Annotated in this window: 22 protein-coding genes; 15 read left to right on the top strand and 7 right to left on the bottom strand. The window is 64.0% G+C overall.

The window, feature by feature from the left end:
* The first annotated feature begins 8 nt into the window (after positions 1-8).
* The 4 genes from der to VMI09_09385 all read left to right on the top strand — a co-directional run bounded on the left by der (position 9) and on the right by VMI09_09385 (position 5,669).
* Complete coding sequence (der, locus tag VMI09_09400) at positions 9-1,529, top strand: ribosome biogenesis GTPase Der (GenBank protein HTQ24900.1); 1,521 nt, start codon at positions 9-11, stop codon at positions 1,527-1,529.
* Positions 1,530-1,659: 130 nt separating this feature from the next.
* Positions 1,660-3,192, top strand: coding sequence for a glutamine-hydrolyzing GMP synthase (gene guaA, locus VMI09_09395; protein ID HTQ24899.1), 1,533 nt, complete (start codon positions 1,660-1,662; stop codon positions 3,190-3,192).
* A gap of 7 nt (positions 3,193-3,199) precedes the next feature.
* On the top strand, positions 3,200-4,645 hold the full coding sequence (gltX, locus tag VMI09_09390) for a glutamate--tRNA ligase (protein HTQ24898.1): 1,446 nt from the start codon (positions 3,200-3,202) through the stop codon (positions 4,643-4,645).
* Between the two features lie 172 nt (positions 4,646-4,817).
* Positions 4,818-5,669 (top strand): CmcJ/NvfI family oxidoreductase, encoded by an 852-nt coding sequence (locus tag VMI09_09385; GenBank protein ID HTQ24897.1) that lies wholly within the window; start codon positions 4,818-4,820, stop codon positions 5,667-5,669.
* A gap of 75 nt (positions 5,670-5,744) precedes the next feature.
* On the opposite strand, the gene VMI09_09380 is transcribed toward VMI09_09385, so the two are convergent.
* The 4 genes from VMI09_09380 to VMI09_09365 form a co-directional block, all read right to left on the bottom strand.
* On the bottom strand, positions 5,745-6,677 hold the full coding sequence (locus VMI09_09380; GenBank protein HTQ24896.1) for a TauD/TfdA family dioxygenase: 933 nt from the start codon (positions 6,675-6,677) through the stop codon (positions 5,745-5,747).
* 39 nt (positions 6,678-6,716) lie between these two features.
* A complete protein-coding gene (locus tag VMI09_09375) occupies positions 6,717-7,199 on the bottom strand; it encodes a hypothetical protein (GenBank protein HTQ24895.1) in 483 nt (160 codons plus the stop codon).
* A 121-nt stretch (positions 7,200-7,320) separates the two neighbouring features.
* Positions 7,321-8,493, bottom strand: a complete 1,173-nt coding sequence (locus VMI09_09370) for a CoA transferase (GenBank protein ID HTQ24894.1) — start codon at positions 8,491-8,493, stop codon at positions 7,321-7,323.
* Between the two features lie 138 nt (positions 8,494-8,631).
* Complete coding sequence (locus VMI09_09365) at positions 8,632-8,817, bottom strand: helix-turn-helix domain-containing protein (protein HTQ24893.1); 186 nt, start codon at positions 8,815-8,817, stop codon at positions 8,632-8,634.
* Between the two features lie 749 nt (positions 8,818-9,566).
* On the opposite strand from VMI09_09365, the gene VMI09_09360 reads away from it, so the two are divergent.
* The 4 genes from VMI09_09360 to VMI09_09345 all read left to right on the top strand — a co-directional run bounded on the left by VMI09_09360 (position 9,567) and on the right by VMI09_09345 (position 14,372).
* Positions 9,567-12,131 (top strand): response regulator, encoded by a 2,565-nt coding sequence (locus VMI09_09360; protein HTQ24892.1) that lies wholly within the window; start codon positions 9,567-9,569, stop codon positions 12,129-12,131.
* Positions 12,132-12,254: 123 nt separating this feature from the next.
* Positions 12,255-12,674, top strand: a complete 420-nt coding sequence (locus VMI09_09355) for a hypothetical protein (protein ID HTQ24891.1) — start codon at positions 12,255-12,257, stop codon at positions 12,672-12,674.
* On the top strand, positions 12,664-13,539 hold the full coding sequence (locus tag VMI09_09350) for an SDR family oxidoreductase (protein HTQ24890.1): 876 nt from the start codon (positions 12,664-12,666) through the stop codon (positions 13,537-13,539). The genes VMI09_09355 and VMI09_09350 overlap by 11 nt, the downstream gene beginning before the upstream one ends.
* A 134-nt stretch (positions 13,540-13,673) precedes the next feature.
* The gene (locus VMI09_09345; GenBank protein ID HTQ24889.1) at positions 13,674-14,372 is read left to right on the top strand and encodes a hypothetical protein; all 699 of its coding nucleotides are present in this window, start codon (positions 13,674-13,676) and stop codon (positions 14,370-14,372) included.
* 109 nt (positions 14,373-14,481) lie between these two features.
* Here VMI09_09345 and VMI09_09340 read toward each other — a convergent pair whose 3' ends face one another.
* Together VMI09_09340 and VMI09_09335 are read right to left on the bottom strand one after the other, a co-directional pair.
* Positions 14,482-14,877 carry a VOC family protein gene (locus VMI09_09340; protein HTQ24888.1) on the bottom strand — a complete coding sequence of 132 codons (396 nt, stop codon included), beginning with the start codon at positions 14,875-14,877 and terminating at the stop codon, positions 14,482-14,484.
* A 138-nt stretch (positions 14,878-15,015) separates the two neighbouring features.
* Positions 15,016-15,699 (bottom strand): OmpA family protein, encoded by a 684-nt coding sequence (locus VMI09_09335; GenBank protein HTQ24887.1) that lies wholly within the window; start codon positions 15,697-15,699, stop codon positions 15,016-15,018.
* 300 nt (positions 15,700-15,999) lie between these two features.
* Here VMI09_09335 and VMI09_09330 point away from each other — a divergent pair, with 300 nt between their 5' ends.
* The 5 genes from VMI09_09330 (at position 16,000) to VMI09_09310 (ending at position 21,236) form a co-directional block, all read left to right on the top strand.
* Complete coding sequence (locus VMI09_09330; protein HTQ24886.1) at positions 16,000-17,028, top strand: LLM class flavin-dependent oxidoreductase; 1,029 nt, start codon at positions 16,000-16,002, stop codon at positions 17,026-17,028.
* 19 nt (positions 17,029-17,047) lie between these two features.
* Complete coding sequence (locus VMI09_09325) at positions 17,048-17,875, top strand: 5-oxoprolinase subunit PxpA (protein ID HTQ24885.1); 828 nt, start codon at positions 17,048-17,050, stop codon at positions 17,873-17,875.
* A 112-nt stretch (positions 17,876-17,987) separates the two neighbouring features.
* On the top strand, positions 17,988-19,337 hold the full coding sequence (locus tag VMI09_09320; GenBank protein ID HTQ24884.1) for a glutamate-1-semialdehyde 2,1-aminomutase: 1,350 nt from the start codon (positions 17,988-17,990) through the stop codon (positions 19,335-19,337).
* A 28-nt stretch (positions 19,338-19,365) separates the two neighbouring features.
* Positions 19,366-20,232, top strand: a complete 867-nt coding sequence (locus tag VMI09_09315; GenBank protein HTQ24883.1) for an allophanate hydrolase subunit 1 — start codon at positions 19,366-19,368, stop codon at positions 20,230-20,232.
* Complete coding sequence (locus tag VMI09_09310) at positions 20,232-21,236, top strand: biotin-dependent carboxyltransferase family protein (protein HTQ24882.1); 1,005 nt, start codon at positions 20,232-20,234, stop codon at positions 21,234-21,236. The genes VMI09_09315 and VMI09_09310 overlap by 1 nt, the downstream gene beginning before the upstream one ends.
* Before the next feature lie 169 nt (positions 21,237-21,405).
* Here the strand turns inward: VMI09_09310 and VMI09_09305 are convergent, their stop codons facing one another.
* Complete coding sequence (locus VMI09_09305) at positions 21,406-21,798, bottom strand: hypothetical protein (protein ID HTQ24881.1); 393 nt, start codon at positions 21,796-21,798, stop codon at positions 21,406-21,408.
* 702 nt (positions 21,799-22,500) lie between these two features.
* Between VMI09_09305 and VMI09_09300 the strand changes: the two genes are divergently transcribed.
* Both VMI09_09300 and VMI09_09295 read left to right on the top strand, forming a co-directional pair.
* Complete coding sequence (locus tag VMI09_09300) at positions 22,501-23,601, top strand: YCF48-related protein (GenBank protein HTQ24880.1); 1,101 nt, start codon at positions 22,501-22,503, stop codon at positions 23,599-23,601.
* Between the two features lie 91 nt (positions 23,602-23,692).
* Positions 23,693-25,604: MMPL family transporter (locus VMI09_09295; protein HTQ24879.1), on the top strand; the 1,912-nt coding region annotated here is incomplete at its 3' end.

Genomic DNA, 25,604 nt, shown 5'->3' with positions numbered 1-25,604 from the left:
GGGATTCGATGATGAAACCGGTCGCGAACGCCGCCGGCCCCGCGGACGCGCTGGGCGCGCTGCTCAGGGGCGCGCCGGTCGTGGTCCTGGTCGGCCGCGCCAACGCCGGCAAATCGACCCTGTTCAACCGGATCGCCCGCGGCCGCCGCGCGATCGTAAGTCCGGTCGCCGGCACCACGCGCGACCTCAACCTCGGCCAGGCCGAGCATCGCGGACGCAGTTTCTTCATCATCGACAGCGGCGGACTCGAATTGGGCGGCCGCGAACGGATGGGCAAGCGGGTCGCACAAGATGCCTTGCGCGCGGTCGCGCTGGCCGACGTCGTGGTCTTCATGCTCGACGGGCGAGGCGGTCTCGGCCCCGGCGATCGCGAAGCCGTCGAGCTGATTCGGGCGACCGGACGGCCGATGGTCGCGGCGGTGAATAAGATGGACCGCGCGGGGGTGGAAGCGGCGGCCGCCGAGTATCATGCGCTCGGAATCTCGCCGATGCTGCTCATCTCGGCTGCTCACGGACGCGGGATCGAGGACTTGCTCGACGAGATCGTCGAACGGTTGCCCGCCGCCGAGGCCGCGCCGCCGGCGCCGCCCGATCTGCGCCTTGCGTTCATTGGCCGTCCCAACGTCGGCAAATCGTCGCTGCTCAATCGTCTCGCCGGTTTCGAGCGCGCGATCGTGGACGATACGCCCGGCACCACGAGGGATCCGGTTGACCTGCGCCTGCGCGCCGCGGACCGCGACGTGCTTCTGATCGACACCGCAGGAATCCGCCGCCCTGCAAGGGTGGAAGGCGAACTCGAGCATTTCTCGGTCGGCCGCGCGATCGAGACGATTCGCCGCGCCGAGGTGCTGGTCCTGGTGATCGATTCGACCGAGGGCGTCACCGACCAGGACGCGCGCCTAGCTCACCTGGTCGAAAGCGAGGGCCGCGCCCTGGTCGTGGTGTGCAACAAGTGGGACCTTGCCGCGAAGGCGGGACGGCGGGTCGCGGCCTTCGTGCGCGATGCGGAGGCGCAGGTGCCGTTCCTGGGGTTTGCCGAGATGCTGTTCACGTCGGCACTGACCGGCGACGGCGTGGATAAGATCATCCCGGCGGCGATGAGGGCCGCCGATTCATGGCGCGCGACCTTCCAGACTGCGAATCTCAACCGCATCCTGGCCGAGGCCACGGCCGCGATGGATCCCCCGATGATCGAGCGGCGGCGGCTTCGGCTGATGTACGTCACTCAGGTCGGCCACTCGCCGCCGCGTCTCGCGTTCTTCGCCAACGTCGAAGGCGATATTCCGGCGCACTACCTGCGTTTTCTCGCGACCCGATTTCGCGCGGCGCTGAGACTCGTCGGTACGCCTCTTTTGATGAGCTTCCGCCGCACCGGCCGCACGTGGGCCGAGGCGCGCGCAAGCGGCGCCGTGCGGCACAAGGAATCGCCTCCTAAGCCGCTCGCCAAGACGTCAGCAAAAATCCCAGCCAAGAAATCAGTCAAAACATCCGCCAAGACATCCGCCAAGGGGCCCAGGGCGAAGCGATGAGCGTGCGGACGAGCGGGGTGGCGGCCCGCGCCGAGCGAAGCGGCGCCGGCGTTGTGGAAAGGTGCGCGCCGGCCGCATTTCGCCGCGTCAAACGGGTCGGATATAGTAGCTATACGCAAGGTCGGCTTTAGTGATCCTGATCCTGGATTTCGGCAGCCAGTACACGCAGCTAATCGCTCGCCGCGTGCGCGAGGCCAAGGTCTATTGCGAGATTCATCCCTACAATCTTGCGATCGAAAAGATTCGCGCGATGCATCCGCGCGGAATCATCCTCTCCGGCGGCCCGGCGAGCCTCTACGAGGCCGACGCGCCGGATATCGCGCCCGAGGTGTTGCGCATCGGATGCCCGGTGCTGGGAATTTGCTACGGGCTCTACGTGATCGCGCAGCATCTGGGCGCGCATAGCGCGGGCGCCGGCAAGCGCGAGTACGGTCCGGCCGAGCTCATAATCGACCGTCGCGATGAATTGTTCGAGGGGCTCGCCGACCGCGAATTCCCGGTATGGATGAGCCACGGCGACCGCGTCGAAGAAATTCCGTCCGCGCTCGAAGCGATCGCGCACAGCGGCAATTCGCCGTATGCGGCGGTGCGCTCGCACGACGGTCTGCTCCGCGGCATCCAGTTCCATCCCGAGGTCGCCCACACGCCGTGCGGGATCCGGGTGCTCGGTAACTTCGTGCACCGGATTTGCGGCGAGGCGGGCGATTGGACGCCGGCCGCTTTCGTCGAGACCAAGCTCGGCGAGATTCGCGCCCGCGTCGGCGGCGACGGTCGCGTGCTGATGGGGCTCTCGGGCGGGGTCGATTCGTCGGTCGCCGCCGTGCTCATCCATCGCGCGATCGGCGACCGCCTCAAGTGCGTCTTCGTGGACACCGGCCTCCTGCGCGCGGGCGAGCGCGAGCGGATGGAGACGGTGTTCGCCGGGCAACTGGGAATCTCGCTCAGCGTGGTGGATGCCTCCGAGCTTTTTTTCAAGCGCCTCGCCGGCGTGCTCGACCCCGAGCAGAAGCGGCGCATCATCGGCCACACCTTTATCGAAGTTTTCGAAAAGGAGGCCGAGCGGCTTGGCGGCGCGAAATTCCTCGGCCAGGGAACGCTCTATCCGGACGTGATCGAGTCAGTCTCGTTCAAGGGCCCCTCGGCCGTGATCAAGTCGCATCACAACGTCGGCGGATTGCCGGAGCGGATGCGCCTGGAGCTGGTCGAGCCGCTGCGCGAGCTGTTCAAGGACGAAGCGCGCGCGGTCGGCCGCGAACTGGGCCTTGGTGCCGACGTCGTCGATCGCGAGCCGTTCCCGGGCCCGGGCCTGGCGGTGCGGATCGTGGGCGAGGTGACGCGCGAGCGCGTGGAGCTATTGCGCCGCGCCGACCTGATCGTGATGGAGGAGATCGCGGCGGCCGGGTTAGGCGCGCGGCTCTGGCAGGCGTTTGCGGTGTTGCTGCCGCTCAAGACCGTGGGCGTGATGGGCGACGGGCGCAGCTACGAGAGCGTGATCGCGATTCGCGCGGTCGAGTCGTCAGACGGGATGACCGCGGACTGGGCGCGGATCGATCCGGGGGTGCTCGCGCATCTCTCCAACCGCATCACCAACGAGGCGCGCGGCGTCAACCGCGTCGTCTATGACATCACCTCCAAGCCGCCCGCGACCATCGAATGGGAGTAGCACACGCGTGACCGTACGTACCCGCTACGCGCCGAGCCCGACCGGCGCGCTGCATATCGGCAACGTGCGCTCGGGATTGTTCGCCTACCTGTATGCGCGCCACAGCGGCGGCGAGTTCATCCTCCGCATCGACGACACCGACCAGGAGCGCTCGACCGAGGAGTCGCTCGCCGAGATTCTTGAAAGCCTGCGATGGCTCGGGATGGAGTGGGATAAGGGACCGCCCGATCGCAGCTATTTCCAGTCAAGCCGCTTCGACCGCTATCGCGAGGGCGCGCTTCAGTTGCTGCGCGAGAAAAAGGCCTATCCCTGCCATTGCACCGCCGAGGAACTGGAGGCGAAGCGCAAGCAGGCCGAACGCGAGCATCGCAAGCCCGGCTACGACGGCAAGTGCCGCGACCTGCCGTTCTCGCCGGACCTCGAGCTTCCCGACAAGCGCGCCGGGCGCAATTACACGATTCGCTTCCGGTCGCCGCGCACCGGCCAGACCGTGGTCGAAGACCACGTCAAGGGCCGCGCCGTGTTCGATAACGCGGAACTCGACGACCTGATCATCTTCCGCTCCGACGGCGTGCCGACCTACAATTTCGCCACCGTGCTCGACGACGCCGACTTCGGCATCACCCACGTCGTCCGCGGCGACGACCATCTTCCCAACACGCCGCGCCAGATGCAGATTTTCTACGCGCTCGGGCTCAAGCCGCCCGAATACGCGCATCTGCCGATGGTGATGGGGCCCGACGGGCAGAAGCTCTCCAAGCGCCACGGCGCGACGTCGGTCTTTGCCTATCGCGACGCCGGCTACTTTCCCGAAGCCTTGTTGAACTACCTGGCACGGCTCGGATGGTCGCACGGCGACCAGGAGGTCTTTTCCAAAAAGGAGCTGGTTGATTATTTCGGCTTCGAGGCCTGCGGCAAATCGGCCGGCATATTTAACGCCGAGAAACTTCTGTGGTTGAACTTTCACTACATGAAGGAGCGGCCGTTGCCCCAGCTAGCGCGCGAGGTCATCCCATTCATCAAACGCGCCGGCTATGCGGATATTCCCGGCGACCAGGCCTGGCTCGAAAAGATGATCGCGACGCTTCGCGAGCGGGCCAAGACGCTGGTCGAGCTGGTCGAATTCGCGAAGTTCTATCTGCGCGGCGCGATTGAAATCGATCCCAAGGCCGCCGCCAAATTCCTCAAGCCCGAGACCGCGCGGCCGCTGGAAGCGCTCGCGCACGAAATCGAATCGATCTCCGGCGACTTCGACGAGGCGGCGGTGCAGGCGGCGTTCGAGCGGGTGCTCGGGCGGTTCGAGATGAAGCTTGGCCAGCTCGCGCAGCCCGTGCGCGTCGCGCTGACCGGCGGTACGGTCAGTCCGGGAATTTACGAGGTTATAGCGGTGCTCGGCAAGGCGCGAACCGTCGCGCGATTACGGGCCGCGCTTGAGCGAATCCAACCGGGCTGATTCGGCGTTTTGCGAATATTTCCGCGCAGGTGCCTTTTTCTCGCATTTCGGGAAACGCCGCCATTAGAAATTCCCGTTTTTCTTGACTATTCTCACAAGCACGGAAATTGCTCCAGCATCTGAGAAGTCATAGCAGTCCGTCGGCACGGACGCAGAAGGCAGGACCCGGACAATGAATGAAAGCACCCATAGCGGCGAGGTTGTTGGCAGTGTCGAGGCCGCGCTGAACTACCTCGCCGAGAGCGCCGAAAAGCCGGTCACCTACATGTACAAGACCGAAGACGGCGCGCCGCAGCGGACCTACCACAACATCAAGCACACGATGACGATTCTGAACGGCCGCGCCGTTGACGAGCGGCTGACCCTGGACGGCCAGGGCTTCGCGCTGGTTCATCACCCGACCGCGGTCACCAACTTCTACGACGAGGCCGAGGTCCGCGCTATCTACTATCCCGAAGTTGAGCGCCTGGTGAAGCAGGCGACGGGAGCGGTGCGGGTGGTGGTTTTCGATCACAACGTGCGCTGCGGGCCGATGGCGAAAGAGGGGCGCAACGGCGCGCGCGAGCCGGTTCGCTTCGCACACAACGACTACACGCTTAAATCCGGACCGCAACGCGTGCGCGATCTGCTGGGCGCCGAGGCCGAGACGCTGCTCAAGAACCGCTTCACGTTCATCAACGTATGGCGGCCGATTCGCGGCCCCGTTGAAGAAGCGCCGCTTGCGGTATGCGACGCGCAGAGCATGCGCCTTGCCGACTTCGTTCCGACCGATCTCAAGTACCGCGATCGCACGGGCGAGGTTTACTCGGTCTCCTTCAATCCGGAGCATCGATGGTTCTATTTTCCGCGGATGCTGCGCGATGAAGCGCTGCTGCTGAAATGTTACGATTCCGCCGCCGACGGGCGTGCGCGCTGGACCGCGCATACCGCCTTCGACGATCCGACCTCTCCCCCCGACGCCGCGCCGCGCGAGAGTATCGAGGCGCGCACGATCGCTTTTTTCGCGCCTGAGAAAAGGAATTAGCGCCGGGCGCAGCGCGCGCTCGCCGCGCTGTCTATCAGGTTTTACAAGTCTTCCAGGGTTAGTAGTCTTCGAAGGTTAGTAGTCTTCGGCGTTTGCCGCCGCGCCCGGTGCAGGGGGCGCGACCGCGATGCCCTCTTGCTCGCAGGTGTTGGCGACGTCGTTGACGGTGGCGCGGCGGACGTCGCGCGGCCAGCGCAGATCGTCGAAGTCGGTGCCGCGATGCATCGTGCAGCGATCGTCCCACATCACGAGGTCGTGCACGCGCCATCGATGGCTGTATACGAACTGGCGCTGGGTGGCGTGCGCGATCAGCCGATCGACCAGCGCGCGCGCCTCAACGTCGGGCATCCCGGCGATATGGCCGATGTGTGACGCGACATAAAGCGTCTTTCTGCCGTTTTCCGGAATCGTCCGCGACATCACCTGGGGCACCGGCGGCAGGTTGTTGCGCTCGGCCTCGGTGAAGGCGGTGAAACCGATGCGCGCGCGCGAAAAGGCAAGCGCGTGTTCGGCGACCAAGCCTTCGAGCCGGCGCTTAAGGCCGTCGTCGAGCGCGTCGTAAGCGGCGCGCAGGTCGGCGAACTCGGTGCGCCCGCCGAGGGGCGGAATCGTGCGCGCATAGAGGAGCGAGGCGCGCGCCGGCAGATACTTGAACGAGCTGTCGGTATGCCACAGACGATTGGCCAGCTGCAGCATGCGCGTCCGGCTTTTCTCGCCCCAGATTGCGCTCCGCGAGTTGAGGTTCGAAACGTCGGCGAGCTTGTCCGAGACGCGCAGTCTCGCGCCCGGGTTCAAGGCCGCGATAGTGGTCTCCAGCGGTCCGAAGTGGCGGGAGAAATCCAGGTGCTGCTCGTCGGTGAGTTCCTGATCCGGAAATATCAGCACCCCGTAATCCCAGAACGCCTGCTTGATCGCCGCAAGGTCGGCGGAATCGAGCGGTCGCGACAAATCGATGTCGCCGATCTCGGCGGCGAAACTCTCCGTCACCGGACATACCGTGATTGCCATCGGCGGTATACTCCTGCCTGACTCGGGAGCGCGCGCCGCTTAGGGCGAAGGAGTGGAATCGGGCGCCGATCCCTGCGCGCCCGCACGCATGCTCTCGAAGAAGGCCGAGTTTGCGCTCGCGAGCTGCCCCAGGGCGGCGACAACCTGGTCGGACATTTCGGGCACCTTGTCCTTGCCGACCCTGAACACGGAGGCGTCCTCGAACACTTCGCCCGGCAGCTTGTCGGAATAGATCGTGAAGGTCAGCGCCACCGCGGACATGCGGCCGGCGAGCTTGCTGTCGATACCCTTCCACATATCAACGCATGAAAGATGAACGCCCATTCCGTAGCCGCCGCTGCCGTCGGCCAGCTGATAGCCGACCGACTTTTTGATCTTGTCCTTGAAGTCCGCGCAGAACTTCTCTCCGACGGGGTCAGAGCAATGGCACGCGACGTTGATATTGATCTTTGCGCTCGCGTCGTCGGCAATGCTGTCCGCAGGCGAAACCGCCGCCGAGACCGCTGCGATAACCAGCGCCATCACGCCTGCCGCAATTGTGAAGCGATGAATTCTCAAGACGGGGTGCAGGCTAACCAACGCCGTCGGCGCGGGCAAGAGGGAGCGCATCGAGGCTCGCGGTTTGGGCTCCATCGTCCTGCTTTCAGATCGCGCCGCGCGCGCGCAGTCCGGCGATTGCCGCGGCGTCGTATCCAAGCGTGCCCAACACCGCGTCGGTATGCTCGCCCTTCTCGGGCGTCGGCGTCCGCACCTCCCACGGGGTGCGGCTGAGATTCACCGCCTGGCCGACCAGCACCTGGCGTCCATGTGCGGCGTTCTCGATCGCGCGTGCGATACCGAGATGGCGCACCTGCGGATCGGCGAAGACCTGGTCGATACGGTAGATTGGGCCGCACGGAACGCCGGCGCGGTTGAGAACCTCGACCCATTCGGCCGACGGGCGGGTGCGCGTGATCGCCTCGATCGCGGCGTTGAGCCGGTCGCGGTTGCCAAGGCGCGCCTTTCCGCTCGAGTACGCCGGATCGGCGGCGAGTTGCTCCGCGCCGAGCGCCTTGCACAGGCGCGCGAACAGTTCATGGCCGGAAGCGGCGATATTGATGTATCCGTCGGCGGTGGCGAAGACGCCGGTCGGAATCGAGGTCGGATGATTGTTGCCGGCCTGTTCCGGCACCTCTTTGCCAAGCAGCCAGCGCGCCGCCTGGAAATCCAGCATCGCCACCTGCGCCGCCAGCAGGGAGGTTTGCACCCACTGTCCTTCGCCCGATTCTTCCCGTTCGAGCAGCGCGAGCAGAATGCCCATCGCGCAAAAGATCCCTGCGGTGAGATCGGCGACCGCGATCCCCACGCGGACCGGACCCTGGCCGGGCAGGCCGGTTATCGACATCAAACCGCCCATCCCCTGCGCAATCTGGTCGAGACCCGGACGATCGGCGTAGGGTCCGTCCTGGCCGAAACCTGAGATGCTCGCGTAGACCAGGCGCGGATTGATCGCCCGCATCTTCTCGTAATCGATGCCGAGGCGGCGTTTCACATCGGGGCGATAGTTTTCGACCAGCACGTCGGCGCTGGCCGCCAGCCGTTGGAGGATTTCGAGCGCCTCGGGATGCTTGAGGTTGAGTGTCAGGCTTCGCTTGTTGCGATGGAGATTCTGGAAATCCGGACCCGCACGCGAGCCGACTTCGGTGGCGTCGTTATCGGGCGTCTCGATTTTCAGGACGTCGGCGCCCCAGTCGGCGAGCTGGCGCACCGCCGTAGGTCCAGAGCGGGCGCGAGTTAGGTCGATGACCTTGAAGCGCGAAAGCGGAAGCTTGCCCATAGCATTCGCATCATAGTGCGGCCGACGCTGCGATCGCCAACAGACCGCTAAGACGCGCGCATCGCGCGCAGGCGCCTGCCAGAGCTGCGGGTGCCACACCCGGGATGCTCGGTTACAAGCGCGCGCAAGTCTGGCGCGCTAAGTTTTGCTCTTGGGTGTTTCGGGAACGCCGCCTTCCATCTGCGACCGCCATTTGTCGATGGTCTCGATATTGAAGCGCCAGTCGCTGCCGATCCGAAAGGCTGGAATCTTACGCCGTTTGATTAGCCGGTAGATGGTGGAGGGATGAACGTGCAGATACTCTGAAACCTCCTCCACGGTCATTACCTTGCTCTGTCGTCCGAACAACGGCCGGTCACTATCTCGAGCCATATCATCCCCCCAACCCTGCAAACACCCGCGACACGCCGGAGATTCTTCTAATGAGCCGGGAAAGGTTCTCACTCACCGGATCCGGCACCGGCGCTCCCTTGGCAGCGCCTATCGCAGTCTCGCACGCGGCTGACAGCATATCTGCGCGGCGCAGAGGCTGTTATTGCCTGTCTAGCATCATCAGCTAAGGCCGCATAGATGGCGCGGCGAATTCGCTGAATTGTACGCGCACATAAAGTTAAAAATGCTCAGAACTGCGAAAATTTGAAAAAAAATTTGCTGATGATGGTTGTGCGGCGCAGCAAGCGGTCAAAAAAGCGACACATCGCTGTGGCGCGGGCACGACAGCATCTGCGCGATCTTGCAGCGCCAGTGTGCGGGATGCTTCGACGAATATCCCCGAGCGGATCAGATCTCTGCAGTGTGGTGCCTATTTATGGCGAACATTGACTAACAGTGCTCACCCTCGAGACGCGAACGAAACCTCAGTTGTAGCGAGCGCAATAACGAGCGGGAAATTTGGTCATAGGTGCGTCATAACGCTCATCTAGGCATAAATTCTGCATAAAGACAGTTTCCGCGGGAATTTTTTCCCAAGGCCCGCGGGAGGCTCCAGAATCCGCGGTATTGGATCGCGCTGCTCACTGTTGGCCTTGGAAAGCATGCCGAATCTGCACGCGGAGGCTTGAGGCATTAAGACAATGGCGGACCTTTCCGGAATCGGAGCCAACATGCTGGAGTTTCTGAGAGCGCGATCCAGGCGCAGCGGCGCGCCCGCGTCCTCCGACGCGGCCGGCTCGGGCGCGCTCGAGCTACCACCTCGTCATCAGATCGACCTGCTGCAGTTCGTGCTCGACAATATGGGCGAGGGCGTGATGGTTTGCGATCGGGATTCGCGCCTGGTGCTGTTCAACCGCGGCGCAAGCGCGATCTGTGGCGCCGACCTGCGAGGGGTCGACCTCAACGCCGCCGGCGACCAATGCCAGTTGCTCGCCTCTCATGACGGAAACCCGATCGCGGTGGAGGAGTGGCCGCTCTCCCGTGCGATGCGGGGCGAGGAAGTCAACAACGCGCAGTTCATCGTGCGTGGGCCGGCCAGGGCGTCCGACTTGTGGGTCGAAATCTTCGCGCGCCCGGTCAGAACCGACGACGGCACCATCCTTGGCGGGATGGTGGTGATAAGCGACATCAACGAGAGAAAAATTGCCGAGGAGCATACAAAACGCGCCCAGGCGCTCGCGCGCGAGGCGGAACGGCTGCGCTCCGAGTTCCTCAGCAACATGAGCCACGAAATCCGCACCCCGCTCAACGGCATTATCGGAATGACGCAGCTGCTGCTCGGCACCGAGCTCAGCCCCGAGCAGCGCGAGTACGCCGAGACCGTGCAACTGAGCACCGACCTGCTGTTCGGAATGGTCAACGATCTGCTGGATTTCTCCAATCTCGCCGCGGGCAAGGTTGTGCTGCAGCAGATCGACTTCGACCTTCTGCAGGTAGTCGAGACCGCGGTCGGGCTCTTCGGCGAACGCGCGCAGCGCAGCAACGTCGAGCTTATTCTTGATGTCGACGATGAGGTGCCGCGTCTGCTCCGGGGCGATCCCGCGCGGCTTCAGCAGGTGCTGGTGAACCTGATCAGCAACGCGGTCAAGTTCACCGAGCGCGGCGAGATAGTTCTGCGCCTGGTGAAAGAAGAGGAGTCCGCAGCCGCAACGGCCGTGCGCTGCGAGGTGCGGGATACCGGGATTGGGATCGCGCCCGAGGCGCAGAAGCTGCTCTTTCAACCGTTTTCCCAGGTTGACGGTTCGACCACGCGCAAGTACGGCGGTTCGGGGTTGGGGCTGGCCATCTCGGCGCAGCTGGTCGAGCGAATGGGAGGGCGGATCGAGGTCGAGAGCGAGCCCGGCCGCGGATCCGTGTTTCGCTTCACGATGAGGTTGCACAAGCAGCGCCCCTTCGTGAGCGCTGCGACGGATTTGCGCGCCGAGCTTAAACGCATGCGGCTGCTGGTGGTCGAGGACAACGCGACGCTGAGCGCGAGCCTCTGCAAGCGGCTCGCGGGATGGGGCGTGCACGCCGACGCGGCGGCCGACGGCGCGCGCGCGCTGCACTTGCTGTGCACCGGCGCCGCTGCGGGAACGCCGTACGACGCGGCGATCGTCGATCTGCACGCACCCGCCGGCGGCGGCGTTCATCTCATGCGCGCGATCAAGGCGGACCCGGCGATCAGCGGCACCTGGCTTATCGCCACCAGTTCGCCCGACGCGGAAGCTTCGAGCCGGGCGCGAGATTCGTTGCAAGCCGACCGCTGGCTCGCACGGCCTATCAGGCCGTCGCAACTCCTGCTCATCCTGGGCGACCTTCAGAAGCACAGACATCGCGAGCAGCAGGCCAGACACGGCGTCAACGGCGCGCTGATCGGAGAAGCTCAATCGCGCCGCCAGCCCCCCAATGCCTTGCGGGTGCTGGTAGTCGAGGACAACGCGATCAACCAGAAGCTTGCGCTCAACCAGTTGCGCAAGCTTGGCTACGCCGCCGACGCGATCGACAACGGCCCCGCTGCGCTGGAAATGCTGGCGCGCGGATCATACGCGGCGGTCCTGATGGATTGCCAGATGCCGAAGATGGACGGCTACGCGACCACCGCCGAGATTCGGCGGCGCGAATCAGGCCTCCAGCACACGATCATCATCGCGATGACCGCCTTTGCCCAGGAGGGAGCGCGCGAGCGATGTTTTGCCGCCGGCATGGACGACTACATGGCCAAGCCCGTAAGGCTGGAGGCGCTCGAGGCGGCGCTGGCGCGCTGGGTCCCGTTGAATGGGGCCGCAAACGCGCACAACGGCGCAGGCCGGGCGGGGGCTTCCTCGAGTTGCGACAGTATCGATCCCGAGGTGATGATCGAGCTGCTCGACCTCTCGCGCGGATGCGAAAGCGGCGATTTCCTGCGGGAGCTTATCGATATGTTCTACGGCGAACTGGACTCCCGGCTGGCCTCGATGCGCGAAGCCTCGTTGCACGGCCAGCTGAGCGCGCTCGACGAGCGCGCTCACGAATTCAAGGGCTCGTGTCTTAGCCTGGGCCTCGCCCGGATGGCGAGGCTGTGCAGCCAACTCGAAGTCCTGGCGCGCGAAGGGTCGGGTGAAGGGGCGCAGCCGCTGCTCGACGAGATCGAACATGAGGCGAGAGTCGTCCGCCCGCTGCTCGAAGCCGAAAGATCGTGCGCGTCGCGCGAGGGCAGCGCTCCGCGCCCGTCAAATTCGCATTGAACTGATTCGGCCGGCTCTCCAAAGCCGCATCGAGCTGCGACGCGCCGCCCGGTTTGCCGGCGTTCGCCTTCCGTCAGGAAGATCGCTTGCCTCCGGTCGCTTCTCCCGCGTAAAGACTTATGCATGCCGCGAGCATCCGCGAGGCAAAATTCCGCCGCCCAAGCCCCGGCCAACAAAAGTTCCGCAGACGAGCTCGAATCGTTCCGCCAGGCTGTGCGCCGCCGCCCGGTCTCGCGCCAGGAAATCCCGGACGAAGCCGAAAGTCCGTCTCTGCCGCCGGCCGTGCAGTTCCGCGTGATGCGGATAGCGCACGCGCATGGAATGGCGGTGCCGGAGCCGATTTTCGAATGCGACGCGGCGGATGCGATGGGGAACGGCTATGTGACCGCCTTCGTCGAGGGCGAGACAAATCCGCGGAAGATCCTGCGCGAGGCGGAGTTCGGCGAGGCGCGCGCGCGCCCCGCCCATCTCGATCCTGAGCATATCGATACGGGCCATCGCGGGCTTCCTGCAAATGGTTGGGGAACCGGCGATGGCCGATAGTCATCGAGATAGTTATCGGATTTTCGGATTCACCGACGAAGAGCTTGCGACGCTCGAGCTCAGCTGGCGGCCCGGCCTGTTCGAGGGCCAGGTGGCGCTGGTCTCCGGTGCAGGTACGGGGCTGGGCAAGGCGATCGCCTACCAGTTCGGCCGCCTCGGAGCGAAGCTGGTGATTTGCGGTCGCAGGGCCGAGCCGCTGGAGCGCACGGCTGCGGGGATGCGTGCGCTTGGAATCGATTGTCTCGTTCATCCGATGACGATCCGCGACCCGGAGCAGGTCGCGGCGCTGTTTGACGCCGCGTGGAGTCGCTACGGACGGCTCGACGTGTTGGTCAACAACGCCGGCGGCCAGTTTCCGCAACCGGCGATCGACTTCAGCGTCAAGGGGTGGCTCGCGGTCATCGACACCAACCTGAACGGCACCTGGTACATGATGCAGGCGGCGGCGCGGCGATGGCGCGCCACCGGGAGCCCCGGATGTATCGTCAATATTGTCGCCGTAGTGGAACGCGGTATGCCGGGAGTCGCGCATACGGCGGCCGCGCGCGCCGGGGTTATCTACCTGAGCAAGACGCTCGCCGTCGAATGGGCGCCGCTCAAGATTCGGATCAACAATGTGGCGCCCGGCGTAACGGCGACCGAAGGCATGAACGTCTATCCGGAGGAGGCGAGGGCGGAGTTCCGGCGCGCCAATCCGATGATGAAATTCGGCGACGCGCAGGACGTTGCGGACGCCTGCTGCTACCTCGCCGGGCCAAGCGGAAAATTCATCACCGGCGAAATCCTCGCAATCGACGGCGGCTTCCAGATGTGGGGGGAACAATGGACCGCCGGCCGCCCTGACTACTTCAAGCTCAAAGGATGATCGAAGATGGCGTGGGCTCGCGCGACCGTTGGCGCTTTTTTCAAGGCGGTGGTATAGGGCGGATCGGAGAGCCGACAAAAACCTTGCGGAAGATCGCGCGGCGATCGTTCCGCGGCGGTCCAGGAGGAAAATATATGGCGGGCAGCGGACACGTTTCCGAACACAAGCAGCAGCCGAAAGCCAAGGGCCAACATCCGATGACCCAGATCGCGACGCGGTCCTTGTTCGAGAACCAGGAAGTGCGCGTGTGGGAGATGGACGTCGCGCCCGGCGCCACCTTCGGCCTCCATCACCACACCAACGACTACGTGCTCTACATCACCAGCGGCGCGAATCTCAAAGTTGACGACCGCGACTACGGCGCCTACGACTTCGTCGCGCACGATCGCTCGGTCTATTACATCAAGGCCGGCGGCACCGAGAGCTTCCGCAACGTCAGCGAGACGCCATTTCGCGAGGCTCTGATCGAAATCAAGCGGCCGCCGAAGCCCGGCCAGGATCGCGCCGGCTTCACCTCCTGCGACGCGCTGGTCGGCACCGCGGATCGCGCGGGCAGCATCTGCGTGATGGAGAATGGGCGGATGCGGATCGTCGAGACTACGCTGCCGCCGGGCAAGAGCCTCGGCAAGCGGCACTGCGAGCGCGATACCGCGGTGTTTGTGGTCCAGCCGGGCAAGGTCAAGGTGACGGAACGTGCCGCCGCGGGCCCTGAGCGGTCCAAGGAAGAGACGCGCAACGCCAAGGATGTGTACTGGCAGCCGTCCGGAGTCGAGCGCGACCTCGCGAACGTCGGCAAGAGTGTGTATCGCGAGATCAGCGTCGAAGTTAAGTAGGTCAAATAGTCCGGCGCGCCCGGATGCGTCGAAAAAACACGGCGGCCGTATCCTCAATCAGGGGATCGCGGGCGCCGTGCGTTTTGGGGCGAAGGGCCGAGGGGTGCGTCTATAGCTCCCAGGCTTCATGCGCGAGCACCACGCGATATCCGTCGGGATCTTCGAAAGTCAGTCCATGTTGGTCCCAGTAGGGATTGAAGGACGGGACCGGCTCGTAGCCCGCCTTTTTGATCCGCGCAACAGCAGCATTCCATTCGCCTTCATCGGGTAGATAGAACACCAGCAGATTGTCGGCCGTTGGCGCTCGGCCGGCGCAATGCCCATGCGCTTTCGTGAATTCCAGATGATACGGCGCGCCCGGCGACCCGAGCATAACTCCGTCAAACCCGGCGTGATGCTCGAAGCGGTATAACTCGGCAAAGCCGAGGCCTTCGTTGTAAAAGCGCGCGACCGCTTCCAGGTTGTCGGTTGGTCGCGCAACCCGCATTTTGGCCGTACCGGTCATGTGGGCACCTGGGCGCTAATCTCATGAACTTCAGGCCGTCCGACGCGCGCCCGGAGGTGCGCGCGGCGGCCGAACGCACAACGGCCGCAGCCCTTTAGGGGGCTGCGGCCGTTGCTTTTGCTGTTTACAGCCCGGCTCTTACTGATTCGGAATCAGTTCGACCCGGCGGTTCTGAGCACGTCCTTCGGCGGTCTTGTTGGTCGCGACGAAGTCCGTCTTGCCATAGCCGTGCGGGCTCAGGCGGTTCTCCGCGATTCCGTGGTCGACGAGGTATTTCACCACCGCGTCGGAACGGCGCTCGGAGAGCTTCAGGTTGTAGCGCACGGAACCGATCGCGTCGCAGTAGCCGTTGACGTTGACCGATACATCGGCGTGCTGCTTCAGGATACCCGCGGCTTCGTCGAGCACGGCCGCATCTTGCGGACGGATCTTCGACTTGTTGAAGTCAAAGTGCACGCCACGCAGGATTAGCTTCTCCGGCGGCGGAGGAGGCGGCGGCGGAGGCGGAGGAGGCGGCGGCGGAGGCGGAGGAGGCGGCGGCGGAGGCGGCGGCGGTGGACACAGATAGTGACCGATCGCTCCACCGGCCAGACCGCCCACGGCTAGACCGGTCGGAATGCCCCAGGCGAAGTAGCTGCTCTCGTGCGAGCTGTGATTCTCCTCTGCCAGGATCACGGCAGTGGCGATTCCAGCTCCGACTACCGCGCCCCCCAAAGCGCCCAGCGTTTCACAGCCCCTTTGTTCCTCATTGGCTGAACAGCCGGCGACCATGCATACGGCGGCCGCTCCCATCAGGTACAGACCGAATTTTCTAATCACCATCATCCTTCCTTCCCAGCCATGGACGAGCAGCGCGCTCCAGCGATGCCTCTCCCCCGGCCAGCTAGAGTTACCTGGGAACCTTCCCCCCTCAAAAACTAACCTGCAAGGTTGTTGCATATGTCATCACCCGCGACAAGCCCCATCCGCCCCTATTTTTCACCCCGATGGCTTGAATTTGGGCGCTCGCGCCGCCTGGCTAACCCGGATTCCGGGGCGCCGCGCGCTCTGGCTGTCAGGCTGAAACCGGCTGTGGTATAGCAGCGCCTATACTGAGCCGGCTGGCTCATCAGGAGCAAAACCATGCGTTTCGGCCTCTTGTACTCCCAACAAACACGACCCGATAAGCCCGCCACGCAGGCTCAGCTTTACCGGGAGATGCTCGAGGAGCTTGAGGCGGGGGAGGCCCTGGGCTTCGATTCCGCCTGGCTCGTTGAGCATCATTTTCTCACTGACGGCCTTTGCCCGTCGCCGCTCATCGCGGCGGCCGCCATAGCGGCGCGCACGCGCCGCATGACCATTGGCACCAGCATGTATCTCCTGCCGCTCCATCGCCCGGTGCAATCGGCCGAAGACGTGGCGGTGCTCGACAACATCTCCAACGGCCGCATCATCCTGGGCGTGGCGGCGGGCTACCGGCCCGAGGAGTTCGCCGGATACGAAGAAGAACGCGCGGGCCGCGAGCGGCGGATGGAAGAGCAGCTCGACATCATGATCAAGGCCTGGACCACCGAGTCGTTTTCGTACGAAGGCCGCTACTACAAGATTCCCGAGACCTCAGTCACGCCCAAGCCCGTGCAGAAGCCGCGCCCGCCGATCTGGATAGGCGCGTCGACGCGCGGCGGCGTGCGCCGCGCCGCGCAATGGGCAGATGCGCTGGTCGCCTCGCCGCGCCACCACGTTGCCGAGCTCAAGCAGCATTTCGCGGTCTATCACGAGTACCTGGGCAAGTTCGGCAAGCATCCCACCTACGTGCCGGTCATCCGCGAGGTCTATTGCGCCCCGACCACGGCGCAGGCCGAGGAACAGGCGCGCGACGGTGTGATGCACATCCACGGCGGAATGTACGGCAAATGGTCGGGCGTGCGGCCGCTGCGCGACGACCACGGCGAGCTGGTCAAGGACCCGGCCACGGTGACTTTCGAGAGCCATCGCGAGCGCTTCATCATCGGCAGCCCCGACCATTGCGTGCGCGAGATCAAGCGCTATCGGAGCGAGATCGGAATGGACTATCTTATCTGCTGGATGAAGCTTCCCGGCGTGGATATGGACAAGACCATGAACTCGATGCGGCTGTTCGCGAAGGAAGTGATGCCGCACGTCAAAGGCTGATACAGGAGGTTCACCGACAATGCGCAGCTGGATCGATCTTAACAGCGACATGGGCGAGTCCTTCGGCAACTACGTGCTGGGCCGCCCTGACGAAGTGATGAAACAGATCAACCACGCCAACATCGCCTGCGGCTTTCACGCCGGCGACCCGGTGTGGATTCGGCGCACGGTGGAATCGGCCAAGCGCTATGGCGTGACGCTCGGTGCGCACCCGGGCTTTCCCGACAAGATGGGTTTCGGGCGGCGCCTGATGAACATCACGCAGCAGGAAGCGCGCGACTACGTGGTTTACCAGGTCGGCGCGGTCAAGGCCTTCGCCGATGCCGCCGGAGTCAAACTGATCGCGGCCAAGCCGCACGGCGCGTTCTACCTGTGGGCGCAGCAGAGCGAGGCGAACTCGCGGGCGATCCTCGAAGGCTTCCGCGAAGTCGATCCCAACTTCGTCGCTTATCTGCCGGCGCTGCCGCGTCATCCGATGCTCGAGGTCGCGGAGAAGATGGGCTTTCGGGTGATCAAGGAGTTCTATCCCGGCCTGGTTTACTCCGAAGACGGTTCGATCGGCGTCAAGCGCACCTACGGCGAGGAAAACATCGAGGAGATGGTCGGCCTTGTGATGAAGTTCGTCACCGAGGGCAAGGTCAAAAGCTCAAGCGGCAAGGACATCAAGATCGACGCCGACAGCATCTGCGTGCACGGCGACGTGATCAACGCGCCCGAGGTTCTGGCCGCCTTGCACAAGGCGCTCAAGCAGGCCGGAGTGACCGCGCGGAGCGCCGTGCAGGACCTAGCGGCCAAGGGCAAGAGCAAGGGCAACGGCCGCGCGCATGCCGCGCATGCCCATGCCTGATTAGCTGCGGATTCTCGTTTTCGGTGGGAAAGACCGGGCGGAAGGCGGGCCGCGGTGCGTAGCCGGCCCACGTAAATATTGCGCCCGCTCAAGTCAGGAGAATCGAATCACGATGGCGCTCGAAAAATTCGTCAACGCCTACATCGCGCGGACGCCGCGCTCGCGTGCGATCTACGAAGACGCGCGCACGGTCCTGCCCGGCGGCGTCAGCGGCAACGCCAAGTTTCTCAAGCCCTACCCGCTCTATGTCAAGCGCGCGCGCGGCGCGCACGTCATCGACGTTGACGGCAACGACTACGTCGATTTGCTCGACGCGGTCGGCGCGGCGATTCTCGGCCACGGTCATGAGGCAATAACGCGCGCGGTCAAGGAGCAGATTGACGAGGCGATCCTGCCGCTGATGGCCACCGAGCTCGAAGTGAAGCTAGCGAAGAAAGTCGCGCAGCTTATGGACTACATGGAGATGATCCGCTTCGTGAACAGCGGCTCGGAGGCGACGCTGATGGCGATGCGAGCGGCACGCGCGTTCACCGGGCGCGAGCGGATCGCCAAGTTCGAGGGCAACTACCACGGCCAGCACGACTGGTCGCTGGTCGGCGGCGCGGTGGGCGGGCAGGGACCCGAAAACGAGCCGCTCGCGATGCCGGATTGCGCCGGAATTCCGCATTCGGTGATCGATAGCGTGCTGCTGCTGCCGTATAACGACATGGCCGCGATCGACCTGGTGCGCCGCCACGGGCGCGAACTCGCGGCGGTGATTATCGAGCCAGTGGCCGCGTTTTTTACCGGCGCGGTGCCGGCCGATCCGGAATTCCTGCGCGCGCTCCGCAAGGCGACCGAAGAGAACGGCGTGATGCTTATCTTCGACGAGATCGTGACCGGCTTCCGCCTCGGTCTGGGCGGCGCGTCGGCCCACTTCGGCGTGCGCCCGGACCTCGGATGTATCGGCAAGATCGTCGGCGGCGGCTTTCCGGTAGGCGCCTTCGGCGGGCGGCGCGATTTGATGGAAAAAGTGATCACGCCGACCAAGCAGCCGTCGGACGTCAAGGAGAAGAGCTTCGCCTCGGGAACGTTTTCGGGCAACCCGATCAGCATGGCCGCCGGACTCGCGGCGCTCACGGAACTCGAACGCAATCCGGTTTACGAGTATGTCGGCGCGATGGGCCACGCGGTGCGCGAGGGTATCGCCGCGAGCGCGCGCCGCCACGGCTTCCCGGTCCAGGTCACCGGCGTCGGTTCGCTCTTTCACGTCCACTTCGCCGACGCTCCGGTCACGAGCAAACGCACCGCGATCCGCGCCAACGCCGCCCGCCAGTATGAGTTCAGCATGGGTCTCCTCTCCAAGGGCATCCTGCTTACGCCCCATCATCCGGGGTTCCTCTCGGCCGCGCATACCGCCGACGACGTCAAGGAAGTGCTGCGGGTGGCCGACGAGGTGCTGCGCGAGATGGCCGCGGCCTAGCGCGGGAGAGAGAGGGGGGCGCTGCGCGATGGAGACCCGCTACGACTTCGGCGGCGACGAATACATCTTCGTCGACTTCGATATCGAGATGAGCCTCGAGGTCAACTTCAAGATTCTCTCGATCTGCCAGGCGATCGATCGCGATCGCGTGGACGGAGTGATCGAAGTATGCCCGGGCAACTCATCGTACCTGGTGCACTACCGGCCCGAGGAAATCGATCCGCACAAGCTGGTCAAGGCGTTGCGCGAGTTCGAGCATCAGGCCGAGCACATCACGAGCATCAGCTCGCGCATCGTGGACATCCCGGTGCTCTACGATGATCCGTGGACCAAGGAGTGCGCCAGGCAGTTTGCCGAGCGCCATCAGGACCCCTCCGTCACCAACCTGGAGTACCTGATGCGGATCAATGGCTTCAGCGACAAGCAGGAGTTTATCGCGGCGCACTCGGGGCGCCCTTACTGGATTTCGATGGTCGGTTTCGTGCCCGGCACCGCCTGGGGCTACCAGATGGTGCCGCGCGAACGCGCGCTGCAGGCGCCCAAGTACATCCGCCCGCGCACCGACACGCCCGAGCGCACGGTTTCGCACGGCGGCGCTTTCATGGCGATCTACCCGGTGCGGGGGCCGGGCGGCTATCAGTTGATCGGGATGACGCCGGTGCCGGTTTACGAACCCGAAGGGCGGCTGGTCGATCTGCGCGAGACGCGAATCCTGGCCAAGGCGGCCGATCGATGGAAACTGCGGCCGATCGATCTCGACGAGTTCAACGCGATTCGCGCGGAGGTCGAGGCCGGCACCTATCGCTACCGAATCGTCGAGCAGGAATTCAGACCTGCGGTCTATTTCAAGGATCCTGAGCGCTACCTCAACCGCCTCGAGCAAGAAGCGCGCTGATGCTCAAAGTCTTAAGACCAGGGCTGGTTACTACCATCCAGGACGCCGGCCGCTTCGGCTGGTATCACATCGGGATGCCGCCGTCGGGCGCGATGGATCAGTTCTCTCTCCGCGCCGGCAACCTGCTGGTCGGCAATGACGCAGGCGCCGCAGCGCTGGAAACGACATTTCTCGGCCCCGAGCTCGAGGCCGCCGCCGAGGTCACGGTCGCGGTGACCGGCGCGCCGCTTGAGTTGCGAGTTAGCGGGCGGCCCGCGCCGATGTGGGTCGCGCTCGCGCTCAAGGCGGGCGACAGGCTGCAGTGCGGACAGGCGGTCGCGGGCGTTCGCTCGTACGTTTGTGTGGCCGGCGGAATCGACGTGCCCGAACTATTGGGGAGCCGCTCGACCTATATGCTCGGACGTTTCGGCGGAATAAGCGGGCGCGCGATCGCCGCGCAAGACGTCCTGGCCATCGGCGCGCCCCGGCGCGCCGCCGCGGAGTTGACCGGGCGGCGGCTTGATCCGCGAATGCTGCCGGCCTTTCCGGAGGTCGTCGAACTGCGCATCCTGATGGGCCTTTGCAGTTATCGGCTTACCGAGGAGAGCGTCGCGCAGTTTCTGAGCACGCCGTGGGAGGTTTCGACCGAAGCCGATCGTATCGGTTACCGGATTCACGGGGTCGGATTTAAATTTCGCGATCGCGAACCGCCCTTTGGCGCCGGCTCCGATCCCTCGAACGTGGTTGACGTCGGCTATCCGGTCGGATCGATCCAGGTGCCCGGCGGCAAAGAGGGAATCCTGCTGATGCGCGACGCGGTTACGGGTGGCGGCTACGCAACGATCGGAACCGTGATCCAGTGCGACCTCGATCGCGTGGCCCAGGCGGCGCCGCGCACGCGCTTTCGTTTTCGCGCGGTCACCATCCAGGACGCGTTGCAGTTGCGCGCACAGTACAAGGCGCGCCTGCGCGCGCTTGGGGATTCGCTTGCGCTGTTCGATCGCGCCGGATGGCTGGGGCAGTAAGCTGCAGTCCCCGGCTCCCTGGTGCGCCGGGTGCGATTCGCCGTTTCAATTTGAAAAACGATCCGCCCCCTGATTTCGCCTTCGACGCTTCTGTCGGCGATACCAGGGGGCGGTAATGATCGGGTCGGACGCTCGCGTCCGGCCCGGTCAAAATGAAGGAAGCTCTGGCCTACTGTCCGCCGCCGGCGGGCTTGGCGAGCTTGTGGTACATCTCGGCCATCTTCGCGTACTGATCGGCCAAGGCGTTGTAGTGCGCAGCCGACCGCTTCATGAAGACGCGCTGCGTGGTGATCACTTCCGTGTCAGCTCCCGTGCGCAGGCCCTTGGGCGCGTGAATCGTGTTGTACTGCGCCTTGGCGTCGTCGGCCCGTTCCTTGGCGGCCTTGGCCTGGGCGTCGTAATAGTTCGCGAGCGCCGCGTAATCGTCGGCTGTCTTGGCGCTGCTCGCCATCGTTCCGACGTTTTCGGGGGTGATATCAGCTGCCATCCCCATCCCCGACCACGCCCCAACGATCATGGACGCCACGATCGCCACAAACAACGATGATTTCCTTCTCAACATCAGCTTCGGCTCCTTTGGTTGGTGCTCCCCCCCGATGCCGCTATTGTTTCGCAACGGGTTGCCGGATAGCTCAAGCATTTCGGTGAATTTTTTTCAAGCGGAGGCTTGGCGCTCGGGCTGTCGAATCCGGTTCCGTTCTTTTCCCCCGGGAGTGACATAGCCGCGGATTGGCTTCATCTATGAAGTGTTTATAGCTCACAAGGTTATCTTTTGACGATGAAGCGGCGGGACCTCCGAATGCCGCCCGGCGGGCAGCCAGGCTATTGTCTTCGGCACCTCGTGGACTTAGTGCCGGACTAATGTTACCGAAATATGACTCTGGAGGGGATCGGGAAAAAAACGGTGGATGTTAATTGCTTCGGGCTGCTTGACATTCCCTTTGGATCAAGCATTATAGCGTCCAACTCAGGGCGTGGCCTGCGGAGGGGTCTTACCCAAGGGAAGTGTGTCCATTAGGGCAACTCTCGGTCTGGCTCTGGGGCAACTGATGGGTGAAATAGGGAAGGCGCGATAGCGCAAGGCATCGCGTCCAATTGGTCCGTACGTAACCGTTCGGGGGTCGAGGCCGAGTTTGCGGTGGCCGGGGAGGCCGCGCACGAGAGTTCGCCATCGAAAGTTACGGTAACGATGCGGCGTCGAGAATTTTTCGAGAGGTGGCCTTTGCTGCACGGGGCAATGGGTAGAATCGGCAAACTGTCAATTATGTGCGCGGCGCTGGCGGCGCTGTGCGTGACGTCGGTGGGATGCGAGGGCGAGGCGCAGAAGCGCATGATCGCCGAGCGCATAGGAAACTCCTCCGAGGGGCGATCGCTACCCGAGCATGAAGATTATTATGGCTCAACCGTGGCGGACAAAGACCACGCGTGGGCGGTCGGCACCTACGGAACCATCCTGAGCATCACTGACAACGCGACCAAGGTTGCGCTGCAGAAGAGCGGGACACATTACTCGTTGTTCGCGGTGAGCTGTGCCAGCCCCAGCGACTGCGTAGTCGGGGGCGAGCGCGCTCTCATCCTGCACACGACCGACGGCGGCAAGACCTGGGATAAAGTTGACGCCCCAAAGAACGTCAGCGAAAACCTGCTCTCGATCGGGCGCGGCAAAGACCCGAATCAGATCTGGGCAGTTGGCCCCGAGGCCACCATCATTCACTCCTCTGACGGCGGTAAGACCTGGGAAGACCAGAGCCTTCACAAGGACGAGGCGCTCAACGGGGTTGCATTCCTCGACGACAGGGACGGCTGGGTGCAGGGCGAATTCGGGGTTATCAAGCACACGACCGACGGCGGCAAGACCTGGACGGAATCGGACAAGGTCGTGGGGCTGCCCAAGTACGTTGAGGACGTGACCGACGAGGAGGCGTACCATCGCGGAATACCGGAACTGAACGAGCAGGATCTGTACCTCTTCGGCAGCGCATGGACGAGCCCGCAGAAGGGTTACATCGTGGCCGCCAGCGGCTACGTGCTGGAGACCAACGACGGCGGCGCGACGTGGCAGGCTCATCGTGGCGGCACCAACTCGCTGTTTGCGATCGCCGCGCCCGCCGGACATCCGGCGGTAGCCGGTGGGCTCCTCGGGACGGTGGTCCACGAAGGTGACAAGGGGTGGGCGATTGACGAGAGCGTTTCGAGCCGTGTTTACACGTGGCTGCGGAGCGTGTCGTTTTCTCCCGACGGCTCCCTGGGAATTATGACGGGAGGAAACGGAGCTATCCTCGTCTCGCACGACGGCGGCGCGACGTGGGAAGCGTTGAACAAGGATACGATCATGGCCGCGGGAATCGCCGCTGCCAAGAGCTGAACCGAGCAGAGAGCTAAGCCGAACCGACCGGGGGCCTAGCGGCTGCGCGATACGCCGTCAGAAAATCCCGACGTTAAAAGCAGGAACTTCAATGGCAGTCAAGGATCTCAGCAAGCTACCGGCGGCGGAACGCATCACCCACGGCATTGCTCGAATAACTCTGCGGCATCGATGGCCCACGCTGGGGGTGCTGGCCGTGATCACGGTCTTTTTCGCCTTCCACGCGGTCAAGGTTCAGATGTACAGCCAGTTCGCCGACCTGTTGCCGCAGGCCCATCCGTACATCAAGGCGTACAATCACTTCCGCACGACTTTCGGCGGCGCCAACATCGTCAGCCTCTCCCTGCGGGTGAAGGAAGGCGACATCTTCAACACCGACACGCTGAAGAAGATCCGTTACGTCACGGAGAAAGTGGACCAGATCGACGGCGTCAACCACTACCAGGTCGCCTCGCTCTCCCACGTGAAGATTCGGCGTCTAGAGGCGCGTTCGGGCGGCCTCATCAAGTCGGTGCCGGTCTTGCCCGAGCAGGTTCCGACCGACCCGGCCGAACTCAAGGAACTCAAGAAGGCGATGTACAACAACGACATCGTCTACGGGAAATATCTCTCGACTGACGGCAAGGCCGCGCTGATCCTGGCGGGCTTCAACGAAGAGCGTCTCGACTACGGCAATATCCAGCACCAGATCATGGAGATCCGCAAGCACGTCGAGGATAGCAACACGGTGCTGTACGCGGCGGGCGAGCCGATGCTCAAGGGCTGGGTGTGGTTCTACACCGGCGAGCTGGCGGAGATCTTCGCGGTCACGTTCATCTTCATCTTCGGCACCTTGATCGTTTACTTCCGCCGACTCTACGGCGTGCTGCTCCCGTTCATCGGCGCGGTCGCACAGGCTATCTGGGGCCTCGGCTTCCTGGGTATTCTGGGCTACAACCTCGACCCTCTTGTCCTGGTTATCCCGCTGCTGGTTTCAGCGCGCGCCGCCAGCCACGGCGTGCAGATGGTCGAGCGTTATTTCGAGGAGCTTGAAGCCACCGGCGACAAGCATCACGCCGTCGCAATCGCGATGGGTGAGTTGCTGCTCCCGGGCGGAATCGGCGTCCTCGCGGACGCCGCCGGCATCCTGGTGCTGGCCGTCGCCACCATCCCGCTGGTCCGCAAGCTCGCCTTCTTCGCGAGCTTCTGGGGCTTTTCGAACATCTTCACGATTCTGCTGCTGATCCCGCTGCTGCTCGACGTGCTGCCGCGCCCTGCAAAGACCCATCACTACGTCCCTCAGTGGATGCACGATCTGCTTGCGTGGGTCGGTGAATTCTGTACCAGCAGGAACGGACGCTGGGCGGTCTTTGCGATCTCCGCGGTGATCGTCGCCGCCGGCGCCTACGAGGCGACTTCGGTGCAGGTCGGCGAGACCGAGGCCGGATCGCCGCTGCTGTTCCAGAACTCGGACTTCAATATTTCGGCGCGCGCGATCAACGCCGACTTCGCAGGCTCCAACCAGCTGGTCATCTATATGCAGGGCAGCCGGGACGACGCACTCAAGGATCCCGAGGTCCTCGCCGTGCTCGACAACCTGCGCCACTACATGATGGAACAGACCGAGGCCGGCGGTACACGCGATCTGCCGACCCTGGTGCGTAGCGTCAACCGGCTCTATCACTACGACGACCCGGCGTGGGCGGTCATTCCGCGCACCGAAGCCGGCGTGGGCAACATGACGTTCATGTATGAGGCCAACGCGCCGGTGCCTGGCGTGATCCTGGAGTACATGGACTTCCATGCCCGCGACGGACAGTTCGTGGTCTTCTACAAGGACGCCAAGGGCACGACGATCGATGAAGCGATCATGCGGGCCAAGCTGTTCATGGCCGCACATCCGATGAAAAACGTCAAGTTCGTGCTGGCCGGCGGCACCATCGGGACCACCGCCGCACTGAACGACGAAGTGGCATACTCCGACCGCGTAAGCACCATCCTGATCGTCGCGGTGGTGTTCATGC

The sequence above is a fragment of the Candidatus Binataceae bacterium genome, from assembly GCA_035500095.1.
GTDB lineage: Bacteria > Desulfobacterota > Binatia > Binatales > Binataceae > JAKAVN01.
The sequence above is the reverse complement of the archived record's forward strand: the minus strand, read 5'-3'. Positions and strand labels throughout refer to the sequence as shown.